Source organism: Agrococcus jenensis (genome assembly GCF_003752465.1).
Taxonomy (GTDB): domain Bacteria; phylum Actinomycetota; class Actinomycetes; order Actinomycetales; family Microbacteriaceae; genus Agrococcus; species Agrococcus jenensis.
Map to the genome: position 1 here is coordinate 927615 of NZ_RKHJ01000001.1, position 13941 is coordinate 941555.

At 71.6% G+C, this 13941-nt stretch carries 11 protein-coding genes; 5 read left to right on the top strand and 6 right to left on the bottom strand.

Annotated elements, in window-relative coordinates; genetic code table 11:
- Window positions 1–43 precede the first annotated feature (43 nt).
- Window positions 44–1936 carry a glycogen debranching N-terminal domain-containing protein gene (locus EDD26_RS04580; protein ID WP_123696627.1) on the top strand — a complete coding sequence of 631 codons (1893 nt, stop codon included), beginning with the start codon at window positions 44–46 and terminating at the stop codon, window positions 1934–1936.
- A gap of 17 nt (window positions 1937–1953) precedes the next feature.
- Here EDD26_RS04580 and EDD26_RS04585 read toward each other — a convergent pair whose 3' ends face one another.
- The 5 genes from EDD26_RS04585 to EDD26_RS04605 all read right to left on the bottom strand — a co-directional run bounded on the left by EDD26_RS04585 (window position 1954) and on the right by EDD26_RS04605 (window position 8775).
- Complete coding sequence (locus tag EDD26_RS04585; RefSeq protein WP_123696628.1) at window positions 1954–3243, bottom strand: SNIPE associated domain-containing protein; 1290 nt, start codon at window positions 3241–3243, stop codon at window positions 1954–1956.
- Between the two features lie 3 nt (window positions 3244–3246).
- On the bottom strand, window positions 3247–4287 hold the full coding sequence (locus EDD26_RS04590) for a hypothetical protein (RefSeq protein ID WP_245989757.1): 1041 nt from the start codon (window positions 4285–4287) through the stop codon (window positions 3247–3249).
- Window positions 4288–4816: 529 nt separating this feature from the next.
- Window positions 4817–5791, bottom strand: a complete 975-nt coding sequence (locus EDD26_RS04595) for a carbohydrate ABC transporter permease (RefSeq protein ID WP_123696629.1) — start codon at window positions 5789–5791, stop codon at window positions 4817–4819.
- A complete protein-coding gene (locus EDD26_RS04600; RefSeq protein WP_123698446.1) occupies window positions 5788–6921 on the bottom strand; it encodes a carbohydrate ABC transporter permease in 1134 nt (377 codons plus the stop codon). The genes EDD26_RS04595 and EDD26_RS04600 overlap by 4 nt, the downstream gene beginning before the upstream one ends.
- 492 nt (window positions 6922–7413) lie before the next feature.
- The gene (locus EDD26_RS04605; protein ID WP_123696630.1) at window positions 7414–8775 is read right to left on the bottom strand and encodes an ABC transporter substrate-binding protein; all 1362 of its coding nucleotides are present in this window, start codon (window positions 8773–8775) and stop codon (window positions 7414–7416) included.
- A 254-nt stretch (window positions 8776–9029) separates the two neighbouring features.
- Between EDD26_RS04605 and EDD26_RS04610 the strand changes: the two genes are divergently transcribed.
- A complete protein-coding gene (locus EDD26_RS04610) occupies window positions 9030–10055 on the top strand; it encodes a LacI family DNA-binding transcriptional regulator (RefSeq protein WP_123696631.1) in 1026 nt (341 codons plus the stop codon).
- On the opposite strand, the gene EDD26_RS04615 is transcribed toward EDD26_RS04610, so the two are convergent.
- Window positions 10004–10774 (bottom strand): metal ABC transporter ATP-binding protein, encoded by a 771-nt coding sequence (locus EDD26_RS04615; RefSeq protein ID WP_123696632.1) that lies wholly within the window; start codon window positions 10772–10774, stop codon window positions 10004–10006. The genes EDD26_RS04610 and EDD26_RS04615 overlap by 52 nt on opposite strands.
- A gap of 44 nt (window positions 10775–10818) precedes the next feature.
- Here EDD26_RS04615 and aztB point away from each other — a divergent pair, with 44 nt between their 5' ends.
- From aztB to aztC, 3 genes are read left to right on the top strand one after another with little or no spacing between them, the layout of a single operon-like run.
- Window positions 10819–11727, top strand: a complete 909-nt coding sequence (gene aztB / locus EDD26_RS04620) for a zinc ABC transporter permease AztB (RefSeq protein ID WP_123696633.1) — start codon at window positions 10819–10821, stop codon at window positions 11725–11727.
- Window positions 11724–12974 carry a hypothetical protein gene (locus tag EDD26_RS04625; protein WP_123696634.1) on the top strand — a complete coding sequence of 417 codons (1251 nt, stop codon included), beginning with the start codon at window positions 11724–11726 and terminating at the stop codon, window positions 12972–12974. The genes aztB and EDD26_RS04625 overlap by 4 nt, the downstream gene beginning before the upstream one ends.
- The gene (gene aztC, locus EDD26_RS04630; RefSeq protein WP_123696635.1) at window positions 12971–13894 is read left to right on the top strand and encodes a zinc ABC transporter substrate-binding protein AztC; all 924 of its coding nucleotides are present in this window, start codon (window positions 12971–12973) and stop codon (window positions 13892–13894) included. Before EDD26_RS04625 ends, aztC begins: the two co-directional genes overlap by 4 nt.
- Window positions 13895–13941: the final 47 nt, after the last annotated feature.

Sequence of the window (13941 nt, forward strand, 5' to 3'; positions counted from 1 at the left end):
GCGTATCGATCGTCCGAAGTGAACCCCGGTCGGGAGGCCCAGGATGAGCAGTGCAGCTCCAGCGTCGGATCGCGGTCGACAGCCGCTGCTGAACGACGCCCTCGTGGTGCTCGAGGCGCCGACGCAGTCGTGGTCGGACCCGTCCGGCGAGATGGGCGGCGCGGCGATCCACGGGGTGTTCCACGGCGACTGGCGCTACGTGCGCGGCCTGTCGCTGCGCGTCGGCGGCGAACCGGTCGAGGCGACCGGCACCGCCCGGTCCGCCGGTCGCGTCGTGTTCCACGGGGTCGCCCGCGCGATCGACGACGAGACCCCCGACCCGCGGGTGCTCGTCGAGCGCGAGCGCACCGTCGCGGCCGGCGCGCTCGAGGAGCGCGTGCGCATCCGCAACGGCCTCGACGCAGCCGTCACCGCCGACGTGGAGCTCGCGGTCGACGTCTCGATCGCCGAGCTCTCGACGGTGAAGGCGGGGCTGGCCGCGCCGATGCCGCTCTCGTGGCGCGAGCAGGGGCCGGGAGCCCTCGAGGCCGGCGACGGGACGCGCGCGCTGGCGCTCGCCGCGCCGGGCGCCGATGTCTCGCGCGACGGCGACCGCGTCGTCGTGCGCTGGCGGCTGCAGGTGGCGCCCGGCTCCGTGGCGGATGCGGGCCTCACGATCGGGCTCCACGACCCGACCGCCGTCGTCGGGCCGGCCGCCGACCGCCCGCTGGCCGCGCTCGAGCCGAGCGGCGACGCCGCGCTCGACCGCTGGGCCGTCCGCGCCGCCGACGACCTGCAGGCGCTGCTGCTCGACGCCGGCCAGGGGCCGTTCGCGGCGGCCGGCGCCCCGTGGTTCATGACGCTCTTCGGGCGGGACTCGCTCATCACCGCCCGCCTGCTGCTGCCGCTCTCGCTCGAGCTCGCCGAGGGCACGCTCCGCACGCTCGCCGCCCGCCAGGGGGTCGTCGTCGACGCCGCGACCGCGGAGCAGCCGGGCAAGATCCTGCACGAGCTGCGGCAGTCGACGTTCACGATGCCCGGCGAGGGCATCGTCCTGCCGCCCGTGTACTTCGGCACGATCGACGCGACGCCGCTCTGGGTCGTGCTGCTGCACGACGCCTGGCGCGCCGGCCTGCCGATCGCGACGGTGCGCGAGCTGCGCCCGGCGCTCGAGGGCGCGCTCGGCTGGCTGCGCGACCACGGCAGCCCCGATGGCTCCGGCTTCCTGAAGTACATCGACGAGACGGGCACCGGGCTCGCGAACCAGGGCTGGAAGGACTCGGGCGACTCCGTGCGCTTCCGCGACGGCCGCATCGCGGAGGGGCCGATCGCGCTCTGCGAGGTGCAGGCGCAGGCGTGCCAGGCGGCGGAGGGCGGCGCGGCGCTGCTCGAGGCGCTCGGCGACACCGAGGGCGCCGACGAGTGGCGCGCGTGGGCCGAGGGGATGCGCGAGCGCTTCCGCGCCACGTTCTGGGTCGAGCGCGACGGCGAGCGCTACCCGGCGATCGCGCTCGACGGCGCGGGCGAGCCGGTCGACGCGAAGACCTCGAACATGGGTCAGCTGCTCGGCACGACGCTGCTCACCGCCGAGGAAGAGGCGCAGATCGCGCGGCTGCTCGTCGACGAGCGCTTCGCCTCCGGCTGGGGGCTGCGGACGATGTCGACCGACCAGGGCGGCTACTGGCCGCTGTCGTACCACTGCGGGTCGGTGTGGCCGCACGACACCGGCGTGGTGATCGAGGGGATGCTGCGGGCCGGCCTCGGCGACGCGGCCCGCGTGCTCGCCGCGCAGCTCGTGCGCACGGCCGACGCGTTCGACGGCCGGCTGCCGGAGCTCTTCGCCGGCTTCAGCCGCGACGAGGCCTCCTCCCCCGTCGCCTACCCGGCGTCGTGCCGCCCGCAGGCGTGGAGCGCCGCGGCGGTCGTGCCGGTGCACCGGGCGCTCGCCGGCAGCTGATGCACGAGAAGTCCCACTCAGTGACTGATCGGGCCAGAGAGGGCGCCCTCTGGCCAGCTGCCAACTGACTGCAAGTACTCGGTGGCGGCGGCCTCCTCGTCGAACTCGAGCAGGTTGCCGACCTGCGCCATGAGGACCGTCCGCACCTCCTGAGGTGTCGCGAAGAAGAACTCCTTGCGATTATTCGCGACATTGAGCGCGCGAGATCTGAAGTGACGATGCAACTCTGCTTCGAGTCCCACTGCGTCGTCTGAGAAGTACAGGGCGTGCACGTCAAACCTGAACGGGACTGACGCTCCGCTGAGCTCTGAGATGCGTTCAAGCGGGTCCAGACGCCGTGTCAGGCCGATCTTCACGACCTGACGCCCGAATGCCCCCCGGTTGGAGATCACGTAGACGTAACCGGCTCGGATATTCGCCGCGCGGAAATCGTTCTGCTCGATCGCCGCGTCGATCTCGCTAAGCCGCGCCCGCAGCTCTACACCCTCGTCCGAATCAACACCCACCGCAGCGAGAGCGTTGAGGAAGTGCGCGCGCTCCTTCTCGAGCAGCTCGCGTTGCTCCGCGAGCTCCCGCTCCACCCGCTTCTGCTCCTTGAGTGCGGCGCGCTGTTCACGGGCCTCTTCGCGCTCTTCCTGCTTCTTCATCAGCCAGTCCGCTGTGAGCTCGAGCTCACGAACGCGAAGCTCGTGGTACTGGTCGCTGACCCGCATCTCCATTCGCGCGCCGTATTTTGAGATTCTCCGACGGCAGGCCTCCAGTCGGCGCTTGGCGATCTCAACGTTGCCGGCTCGCAGCGTCCGGACGCAGTTATCAGCCTCAGCGTTATAGGCGGACAGCATCAGCTTGGCGAGGTCGGCGGACATGCGCCGCCCCTCGGCGAGCGAGTTGTTCAGCGTGAACAAGTTGGAGCGCAGGATGGCGCTGTCGTCCTTGACCGACGCGGCCACTTCCTTCTGGAGGTCTTCCAGTGCCGCCGCAAACGCTGGCGCAGACTCGAGCGGGTGGTGGTACCGATAGATCCCAACCGACTGCAGCACTCGCTCGTCGTCGAGGTCGATGACCGACAGCTCGTCGTCCGCGGAATCACTCGGCGGAGCCTGCTGGACGGCCCCCGCTAGCGTCTCATCTCTGAGTTGAGCCTCCGGAACGGCCGCAGGGCGCGCAGTCCCGGATGCTAGGTCATCGTCAACCCAGAGCTGCCAACCCTCCGGCGCTGCACCCCAGGACGGCTCCGGCGTCCAGGTGGGTGGCGGCTGCCAGCCAGCAGGTGGCTGCGGCCAATTGGGCGGCGGATTGAACCTCACCTGCTACTCCCCCGCGTACGAGCGAACGCCGTTGGCGTCCACACCCTTCAGCAGGTACGGCTGCTTCGCCACTGCCGCGCCCAATAGCTCCAGGGTGGCGGCGGGGACGACCGCACCGAGGTTGAACTCTCCGAATCGATCACGGTCTGCGGCGACCGCGACGAAGCGGATGAACGTGTCTCTGCCGGTCGCAGGGTGCTGCGTAAGCGTGCCCACCTCGAGCGAGACGGAGCGAATCAAGTTCCTTCGGTCCGCCTCGAACACCTCGTGAAGGGAGCGAAGTGCAACCTGATGGACGATGGACGCGTACCGCTCGCGCGACTCTTTCTGCGTCTGCGCGACGGCAACGATCTCGTCGCTCGCTCTCACGTACTTGAATGCCCGATCGGTCGGGACCGCAGCCGGGTCCGGGATGCTGACTCTGAGGACGAGTTCGCCGCTCGAAGCATCGAAGTTCGCGTCATGCTCGACGTCGAAGCCTTCTGGATAGACAGAGTTGGCAAGCACGATGGTGACGTACTCGTCGACGGCCGAGGGAACTCCGTAAGCCAGGCCCGCGACGAGGGCGTCGATCTCCTCGTGCTGCTTTGCTGCTTGGGCGATTCGCGCCTCGGATTGCGCGTGATATGCGGTCCGAGCTTGGGACAAGGCGGTCAGGCGTTCCCGTTCCGCCTGCTCGTGAAGTCGCACATTGGCGTCACGCAGTGACGCCAGGCGTGCGCGTTCGCCGTTCCACTGCGCGAGCGCGGCACTGTGCCGATGCTCGGCTTCGGCCTTCGCGAGCTCCCACTTCTTCTGCTTGCCGAAGAGCGCCTTGGGTTCCGGCACTGGCTCGAGCACAGGCATCGGCGGGTCCGGGAATTCGGGCGGGCTCGCTATCGGCGACTCCAGATCCCACCGCGGGAACGGCGGGTGCACTACTGGCTGCTTCAGCGCCTCCAGATCGACGAAGTCATCGATGGACAGCGTCGCTGCAAGCAGCGAATCAAGGGCCTGCAGGTGATCCTGCAGCTCTTGCGTCCTGAACTCTGCTTCTTCGAGCATTGCTGCTTGATGAGCCGCAGCGGCTTCCTTCTCGAGACGCTTCCGGTCCGCTTCAGAGGCGCGCGCGAACGCAGCATCCGCGCGCGCCTCCGCGGCCCGCGCTCTCTCGAGCTAGCGAATATGCGCCGCGCTCGCCGATTGCTGCTGCCGCTGCGCTTGGCGCTGTCGCTGCTCCGCCAACCTCGCCTGCCGTTGCATCTCTGCCAGCAATCCGCGCCTGCGTGCCATCGGTCCTCTTTCGTCGTCTCGAGTCTATGTATCGCCGGTGACATCTCGACAAATGCATCGAAGCAGCGCTTGTCCCCGCCTTCGGTCGCTTGGCGGCATTCCAACTCACGCTTCGCTCGATGTTGCGCCGGTCGAACTGACGCACGCGCCGGCGCAACGTCGGGGATGGCCGAGCAGAGCCCTCCCCGAGAGCGCATTCGCGGCGTCGCCGACGCGTTGGTTCGAAGCAATCGGAATAGCGGTACCGAATCGTCGCCTCGCTGACTCCGAGACGACGATCCGGTACCGCACGCGCGGGTGACTAGCCCTTCGCGGAGCCCGCCAGCAGGCCTCGGACGAAGTAGCGCTGGAGGCCGAAGAACACCGCGAGCGGCACGAGCAGCGAGACGAACGCCCCCGCCGTGAGTCGCTCCCAGTTCTCGCCGCGCGAACCCGCGAGCTCTGCCAGCCGCTGCATGAGCGGCGCGGTATCCGGTGTGCCGGAGGAGAACACGAGGGCGACGAGCAGATCGTTCCAGACCCAGAGGAACTGGAAGATCGCGAACGACGCGATCGCCGGCGTCGCGAGCGGCAGGATGATGCGGAAGAAGATCTGCCCGTGCCCCGCGCCGTCGACGCGCGCCGCCTCGATGACCTCGCCCGGGATCTCCGAGATGAAGTTGTGCAGCAGGAACGTCGCGAGCGGGAGCGCGAAGATCGTGTGCGCGATCCACACCGGCAGGAACTGCCGCTCGCTGATGAACGGCAGCGTCTCGTGCAGCGCGTCCTGGAACGGCTGCATGAACGTCACGAACAGCTGCAGCAGCGGGATGAGCGCCATCTGCAGCGGCACGATCTGCAGGGCGAAGACGATCACGAAGAGCGTCGACGAGCCGCGGAACTTGATCCAGGCAAAGGCGTACGCCGCGAGCGACGCGAGCACGAGCGGGAAGATCGTGCCGGGGATGGCGATCGCGAGCGAGTTCACGAAGTACTCGCCCAGCTGCGGCGACGACGACGACGCCGAGAACAGCACCTCGCTGTAGTTCGCGAGCGTCAGCTGCGGGTCGGTGAAGAACGTCCACCAGCCGGACCCGGAGATCTGGTCGGAGGGACGGAACGACGACAGCAGCAGCCCGAAGGTCGGGATGGTCCAGATCACGGCGATGACGATCGCCGCGATCGTGGCCCACGGGCTGGTGAGGCGCCGCTTCACGCGGTCGAGCTTCGTGCCGAGCGCCGCGTCGGTCGACGCGAGCGTGATCTCGGGGTCTGGGGTCACGGCGATCTGGCTCATCGGATGCCCTTCTGCTGGTTGAGCACTCGGATGTTGTAGACGACGATCGGCAGCACCATCACGAACAGGATGAGCGCGAGCGCGGCGCCTCGGCCGGGCTCGCCCGATCGGAACGCCTGCGTGTACATCTCGTTCGCCACCACGGAGGTGTTGAAGTTGCCCGCGGTCATCGTGCGGACGATGTCGAACACCTTGAGCGTGGCGATCGAGATCGTGGTGACGACCACGACGAGCGACGAGCGGATGCCCGGCAGCACCACGTTGGAGAACCGCTGCCACGGGTTGGCCCCGTCGATCGATGCGGCCTCGATCTGCTCGACGGGCACGCCCTTGATGGCCGCGGAGAGCACGACCATCGCGAATCCGGTCTGGATCCAGATCATCACGATGATGAGCGCGAGCGTGTTCCACGGGCTGTTCTGCAGGATCTGCTGCGGCTCGCCGCCCAGCCAGACGATGATCTGGTTGACGAAGCCGATCTGGTCCTGCTCCGGCCCGCGGTAGGCGTACATGAACTTCCAGATGATGCTCGCGCCGACCATCGAGAGCGCGAACGGCATGAAGAGCAGCATCTTGAAGAACCGCTCGCCGCGGCTCTTGTCGATGAAGATCGCGTACGCGAGGCCGATGGCCGTCGAGAGCAGCGGCACCAGGATCACCCAGACGATCGTGTTGCCGAGCGTGATGAGCGCCTCCGGCTGGGTGAACATCCAGACGAAGTTGTCGGCGCCGTTGAACGTGCCCGTCGCGTCGGTGAACGCGAGGATCGCGGTGCGGATCGCCGGGTAGACGAGGCCGATCGTGAGCAGCAGCGCCGCCGGCATGAGGAACACGAGCATCGGCTTCGAGTCCTCGTCGTGGTCGGCGAGGTAGCCGAGCAGCCCGGCGATGCTGAGCGCCGCGGCGAAGGCCCACGGCCACACGCCGATCGGCACCTCCCGGCCGCCCTCGAGCACGAGCGCGATCACCACGATGGCGACCGCGGCCGCGATCCAAGCGAGCAGCCGCAGCGAGCGGCGGATGCGCGCGGGCGCGAACGCGATGGCGGCGGTCGCGACGAGCGCCGCGACGAGCGGCCAGCCCGCGATGGTCGCCGCGAGCGACAGCGCCGGCGTCACCCAGTCGAGCATCGGGATCGCGCCGCTCTCGCCCATCGGGGCGAGGACGATGACGACCGCGATGAGCGCGGCCGCCACGAGCCGGAAGACCGCGCTGCGGACCGCGGGCGACGCGGGCTCGAGCGCCCGGTCGAGCAGCAGCTGCAGCACGACGCCGACCACGCCGAGGATGCCGATGAGGATGAGCGAGTTCGTGAGCTCCTGCGTCATCCACGAGACGGTGCCGTAGAGCACGCGCGCGAGCACCGCGAGCAGCACGAACGCCGCCGCGATGATGATGCGCGGTCGCAGCCCGACCTTGAGCGATGCGAGGAAGCCGCGCCGCTGCACGGTGTCGTCGCGGTCGAGGAAGGCGAGCAGCAGCGCCATCACGACACCGAACGCCGCGAGCGCGACGATCGCCTGCAGCACCTTGCCGAAAAGATCCAACGTGGTCATGGACACCTCCCAGATGCGGATGTGGGGGCCGCGTGCGCGGCCCCCACATCGGGCATCAACGGCCGATTACGGCCAGCTCTGCTCCACCGTGGACAGGACGGACTGCGTGTCGGCACCGGAGATCCAGTCGACCATGCCGGTCCACAGCGTGCCCGAGCCGACAGCGCCCGGCATCGAGTCGGACCCGTCGAACCGGAACGTCGTGTTCGGGTCCTGCAGGATCTCGTAGGCCTGGCGCAGCAGGTCGCTCGAGGCGTTCGCCGGGTCGAGACCCGAGTTGGCCGAGAGCACACCGCCGAGCGAGACGCGGCTGTTCGCCCACTCGGGGCTCGCCAGGTAGGTCTGCACCGCGACGACCTCGTCGGAGTCGTTGAACGCCGCCACGATCTCGGCGCCGCCGGTGACCGCAGCTGCGTCAGCCTCGGTGCCGGGCAGGAGGAACGCCCAGACCTGGCCGTCCTCGGCCACCTCGACCGAGTTGTCGTCGCTCCAGAAGCCCTCGTAGAACGAGGCCTGGTGGTGCATCGCGCACTCGCCGTCGAGCACCGGCAGGCCGGCCTCGCCGAAGTCGGTCGTCGCGATCGTCGAGACGTCGCCGATGCCGCCGTTCACGTACTCGGGGTTCTTGATGAGGTCACCGACGCGGTCGAGCGCCTCGACGATGCGGGGGTCGTCGAACGGGATCTCGTGCGCGACCCACTGCTCGTAGACGTCCGCGCCGTGCAGGCGCAGCACGTAGTCCTCGAGCCAGTCGGTGCCGGGCCAGCCCGTCGCCTCACCGGAGCCGAAGCCCACGCACCAGGGCGTGACGTCGGTCTCGGCGATGGTCGCGGTCAGCTCGTCGAGCTCGTCGAGCGTGGTCGGGATCTCCCAGCCGTTCTCCTCGAAGACCGACGGCGAGTACCAGACGAAGCCCTTGACGGACGACATGAGCGGTGCGCCGTAGAGCGTGCCGTCGACCGTGCCGAAGCCCTGGAACGTCTCGTTCCAGTACTCGGTCGCGTTGGCGGCCACCGACTCGGGCGCGGGCAGCACGCTGCCGGTGCCGACGACGGATGCGAGCAGGCCGGGCTGCGGGAAGAAGGCGAGGTCGGGCGGGTTGCCGCCCTGGACGCGGACGTTGATCTGCGCCTCGAACTCGGCGGAGCCCTCGTACACGACGTCGATGCCGGTGCACTCCTCGAACTCGGCCCACGACTCGTTGAGGCGGTCCGCCTCGGCGTCGAGGATGGTGCCGTAGGCGTTGACCTCGGCGCCGTCGAACGTGCCGTAGTCGGCGTAGGCCTCACAGCCCTCCGCCGCGGTGCCACCGGATGCGCCGGGTGCCGCCGACGGATCGGTGGGCGCGTCGCCGACACAGCCCGTGAGGGCGAGCGCGGTGACGCCGGCGATGCCGAGCGGCACCGCGATCCTGCGTGCGTGCTTCACGTGAACTCCTTCGTTCGCTCAGTGCCAAGGGGTACGAGCCGCGACGGAGCACGGCCTCGTGCAGGGAGCCGGAACCGGTTCCACTGCCAGTGACGGTAGCGCACGGCGGACGGGTCCTGGCCACATGACAATGTTTCGATTCGGTCACGATCACGGCGGGCCGACGCTCGCGTGCGACATGGTGGCGCTATACCCTCGGAACCGGTTCCATCGATGGACGGGCGACGAGGCCCGTCACGGCGCGAGGAGGCGCGATGCCCAGGCTCGACGACGTCGCCCGCGCCGCAGGGGTGTCGAAGGCGACCGCATCCCGCGCGCTCTCCGGCGCCGACGGGGTGTCGCCGGAGACGCGCGAGCGCGTGCGCCGCACCGCGGGCGACCTCGGCTTCCGCGCCTCGGGCGCGGCGAGGCGGCTCGCGACGGGGCTGACGCGCACGATCGGGGTGCTGACCCCCTCCGTCGACCGCTGGTACTTCGGCTCGGTGCTGCACGGGATCGCGCACGCCGCCGACGCGCACGAGCACGACGTGCTGCTCTACGACCTCGGCGCGTTCGGACGGGGCGGCCACGAGAAGTTCGAGCGCTTCATGGACCGCGGCGAGGTCGACGGGCTCGTGACGATCACCTGGAGCCTCGTGGGCGGCGACCTCTCGCGGCTCGACGAGCTGGGCATCCCGGTGGCCACGGTCGGCGAGCCCACGCCGCACTCGCGCTCGTTCTGCCTCGACGACGACGCGGCCGGCGAGCAGGCGGCGGAGCACCTCGTGCGCCTCGGTCACCGCGACCTGCTGCACATGATGAGCGAGACGGAGGTGCAGCCGATCGACGCCTCGTCGTCCGACCGGCGCAAGCGGGCGTTCGAGCGAGTCTCTGCCAAGCATGGCCTCCGGATGCGCCCGATCATGACGGTGCCGACCACGCTCGAGGGCGCGCACGCGACCGCCCGGGAGCTGCTCGCCCGGGCCGATCGCCCCACTGGGATCGTCGCCGGCACCGACGAGGTCGCGCTCGGGGTGCTCCTCGCCGCGCACCAGCTCGGCATCCGCGTGCCGGAGGAGCTGAGCGTCATCGGCGTCGACGACGTGCCCACGGCGGCCGCGTTCGGCCTCACGACCATCCGGCAGGATCCCGCGCAGCACGGCGAGGACGTGGTCGCCTGGATCATGACGGCGCTCGCCGAGCATCCGCACGGCCGGCCCGTCACCGAGCCTGACCGCAGCCACACGAGCTACGCGCCCGTGCTCGTCATCCGCTCGTCGACGGGTGCGCCGCCGGCCTGAGGCGCGAGCGCCGCCGCGGCTCGCGCCGCCTGCGCGACGGCCACCTCGGCGGGCGAGCCCGCCGCGACGAGCCGCCCGCGGTCCAGCAGCAGCGCGCGGTCGGCTCGCGCGAGGCTCGCGCGGTCGTGGGTGGCGACCACGACGACCGCGCCCTGCCAAGCCCGCTCGGCGAGCGCGGCGTCGATGCGGTCGCGCGCGTCGACGTCGGCGGCCGCAGCCGGCTCGTCGAGCAGCAGCAGCGGCGCGTCCTGCACGAGGCCCTGCGCGACGAGGACGCGCTGCCGCTGCCCGCCCGACATCGCGCCGAGCTGCCGGTGCGCCTCGCCGCGCATCCCCACCGCGTCGAGCGCGGCGTCCACCCGTCGGCGGCCGTGCGGGCCGACCCGCCGCAGGGGCCCCAGCTCGCGCCACAGCCCCATCTCGACGGCCTGCCTGCCGGTCAGCGGCAGCCGGTCGTCGCCCCCGGTGCGCTGCACGACGAGCGCTCGCGCGTCGGGGAGCCCCGCCATCGCGCCCGTCGTCGGCGCGACGATGCCGGCCAGCACCTCGAGGAGCGTCGACTTGCCGGAGCCGTTGCCGCCGACCACGGCCGTCACGACCCCGGCGGGCAGCTCGCAGTCGAGGGCGTCGAGGGCGGTGACGTCGCCCCGCCGGACGACGAGGTCGGTGACGCGGATGCCGGTCGAGCCGGAGGTCGGGAGGGCGGATGCTGTGCTCATGCCCCCGATTGTACTTTGAGAATCATTATCGTTATCTTGCTGACATGCCCTGGTCCTTCGAGCTGCTGCTCGCGCCGTTCGAGACGAGCTTCTTCGCGCGGGCGCTCCTCGGCGGCGCGCTCGCCGCGTGCATCTGCGCCGTCGCCGGCGCGTGGGTGGTGGCGCGGGGCATGGCGTTCCTCGGCGAGGCGCTCGGCCACGGGATGCTGCCGGGCGTCGCGATCGCGACCATCGTCGGCGGCTCGCCCCTCGTCGGCGCGGCCGCGAGCGCCGCCGCGATGGCCGTCGGCATCGGCTGGCTCACGCGCCGCGCGCGGCTGCGGGACGACACCGCCATCGGCATCGCCTTCGTCGGCATGCTCGCGCTCGGCGTCGTCATCGTGTCGCACTCGGGCAGCTTCGCGACCGACGCGACCGCGATCCTCTTCGGCGACGTCCTGGCGATTCGCGAGGCGGAGCTGCTCGCCCTCGCGATCGGCCTCGGCGCGACCGCCGCGCTCGCCGCCCTCCTGCACCGCCCGATCCTGGCGCTCGCCTTCGACGAGCGGATCGCGACCACGCTGCGGCTGCGCCCCGGCATCGCGCGGGTCGGCCTCGCAGCCCTCATCACGATCGCCGTCGTCGCCTCGTACCAGGCAGTCGGGACGCTCCTCGTCGTCGCGCTCCTCGTCGCGCCGCCCGCCGCCGCCGCGGTGTGGTCGCGCAGCATCGTCGGCGGCATGCTCGGCGGCGCCGCGATCGGCTCGGCCGCCGTGGCCGCTGGTCTCATCGGCTCGTGGCACCTCGGCACCGCCGCGGGGGCGTCGATCGCGATCGCCGCGGTGCTGGCCTTCGCCGCCTCGAGCGCGCTGCGCGCCCTCGTCGACCTCCGACCGCGCGACGGCGCGCGGTTCGCCGCCCCCACACCGACGGACGGCGCGCCCGCGCGCGCCAGCGAGAGGAGCGCAGCGTGACCCTGCGACCGACCACCCTGGGACCGACCACCTTGGGACCGACCACCCACCGACGAGGCGCGGCCGGCGCGCTGCTGGCGATCGCGGCGCTCGCGCTCGCCGGCTGCAGCGCGCCTGCACCGGCAGCCCCGAGCGCGACCGGTGACGCGACCGAGCGCGCCGTGCCGCACGGCTACGTCGAGGGCGCGGCGGAGCTCGCCGAGCCCCAGCACCTCCTCACCGCCGTCGGCGCCGACGGCGAGGCCCACCTGCTCGATCCGCTCGACGAGTCGGTCGAGCAGCTCGGCGCGCTCGGCGAGGTCGAGGCGCTCACCCACGACGGGCGCTTCCTCGCCGCGACCACGGCCGACGGCGTCACGCTCGTCGACACGGGGGTCTGGACCGTCGACCACGCCGACCACGTGCACTACTACCGCGCCGACCCCCGGGTCGTCGGCGACCTCGACCTCGCGGGGCCCGTGTCGATCTCGTCCACCGAGTCGCGCACCGCCGTGCTCGGCGGCGACGAGGTCGTGCTGCTCGACCGCGACGCGCTCGGCCGCGGTGAGCTCGTCGAGACCGGGCGGTTCGACGCCGCGGCCGGGGGGTTCGCGACGCCCGCGGGCGATGGCGCGATCGTCGCCCGTGACGGCGCCGTCGTCGTGCTCGACGCGGCGGGCACGCAGCTGGCGAGCGAGCCGTGCGCCGCACCCGCGGGTGGCATCGTCACGCGCGTCAGCGCGGTCGTCGGCTGCGAGGCGGGTGCCGTGCTCGCGACCGAGACGGACGCGGGCGTCCAGCTCGAGGCGATCGCGCTCCCGGCCGGCACGGTCGCCGAGCTCCGCCCGACGGGCTTCGGCATGCGCGCGGGTCGCGCGACGACCGCGGCGGTCGCAGGCGAGGCCGGCTTCTGGCTGCTCGACACCCGGGAGCGCACCTGGACGCTCGTCGAGACGCCCGTGCCGCTCAAGCGCGTCGTGGCCGTCGACGACGAGGCCGGGCACGTCGTCGCGATCGCCGCGGACGGCCGGGTGCTCGTGCTGGACGAGGCGGGCGCGGCGCTCGGCGCGACGGAGCCGGTGCTCGCGGCCGCGCTCGCCGACCCCGGCGCCGCCGCATCGCTGGCGCTCGAGGTCGACGCGAACCGCGCCTACGTGCCGGTGGCGGCCGACGACGCGGTGCTCGAGATCGACTACGCCGACGGCGCGCGCATCGCGCGCACGCTCTCGGTGCCCGCGCCGCTGCACCTCGCGGAGACCGGCCGATGAGCGCGCGTCGCTCGAGCCGCCGCGCGGCGGCTGCCGTCGCCGCGCTCGCGGTCGCGATCGGGGTCGCGGGCTGCGCACCCGTCGCCGCCGAGCAGCCCAGCATCGTCGTGACCACGAACATCCTCGGCGACGTCGTCGGCGAGCTCGTCGGCGAGCAGGCGATGGTGACGACCCTCATGCGGCCGAACGCCGATCCCCACTCGTTCGAGATCTCGGCCCAGGAGGCCGCAGGCCTCGAGTCCGCCGACCTGGTCGTCGCGAACGGCCTCGGGCTCGAGGAGGGCCTCGAGCAGCACGTCGCGGCTGCAGAGGCCGCGGGCGTGCCCATCGTGGAGGCCGGCGACCACGTCGACGTGCTCGAGTACTCGAGCGAAGACGCCGCGGGCGCGGACCCGCACTTCTGGACCGACCCCACGCAGATGCGCGCCGTCGTCGACGCGCTCCGCGCCGCGATCGCCGAGCACGTCCACGGCATCGACGTCACGGTGCTCGACGAGGCGGCGGCCGCGTACGGCGGGCAGCTCGACGCCCTCGACGCCGACCTCGCCGCGCGCTTCGGCGCGATCCCCGAGGCACGGCGCGCGTTCGTGACGAACCACCACGTCTTCGGCTACCTCGCCGAGCGGTACGGCTTCCGGCTCGTCGGGGCGGTCGTGCCCGGTGGCACGACCCTCGCCGCGCCGAGCGCGAGCGACCTCGCCGACCTCGCGGGCGCGATCCGGGACGCCGGCGTGCCGGTGATCTTCGCGGAGTCGTCGCAACCGGACCGGCTCGTGCAGGTGCTCGCCGAGGAGGCCGGCCTCGAGGTCCGCGTCGAGACCCTCTTCACCGAGTCGCTCACCGGCCCCGGCGAGGGCGCCGAGACGTACCTCGAGATGCTCCGCGCGAACGCCGATCGCATCGAGGCAGCGCTCGCCTGACCCCCCGCCGATCGGCGCGCCCAGCACCATCCACCCGACCACCACCA